This window comes from Streptococcus oralis, from assembly GCF_001578705.1.
Classification (GTDB): Bacteria; Bacillota; Bacilli; order Lactobacillales; family Streptococcaceae; genus Streptococcus; species Streptococcus oralis_J.
This window is the reverse complement of the sequence record NZ_KQ969047.1, coordinates 1-379: the sequence shown is the minus strand read 5'-3', so window position 1 is coordinate 379 and position 379 is coordinate 1. Positions and strand designations below refer to the sequence as shown.

General features: G+C 38.8%; 1 protein-coding gene. It reads right to left on the bottom strand.

Annotated features, from left to right (window positions below):
* On the bottom strand, positions 1-263 hold a 263-nt coding region (locus SORDD05_RS09640; RefSeq protein ID WP_061419483.1), incomplete at its 3' end, for a DUF4176 domain-containing protein.
* Positions 264-379 lie beyond the last annotated feature (116 nt).

The following is a 379-nucleotide window of genomic DNA, read 5'->3' as shown; positions in this document are numbered from 1 at the left end:
ACTTCCTCATCATAACGACTCAAAAAGTCTTGAAATCTACGATCGATGTAACCAAAGAATAGAACTTCATCTATATCCTCTTTATTAAAGAAGATAATGTTTTGATTAACAAGCCCTAGTGGAAGACTAACAGCTCCAAAGTCAAAATAACCTTGCTTGCCGTCCTTTTCAGTAACTGGACAATGATTAACAATCATGACAGGCTCCACACCTTCTCTCACTCGAACAACACTTCCAATCGGTAAAGCAGTACGTTCTGACATCAGTTTTCTCCTTCTAAATATTTCTGCGCTTCCTGTACATAGAAAAGCTCTGGATTTTCATGAGCGATGCTTTCAAACAAACTACGGGCACGTTCTTCATCTCCTTTTAATTGGGC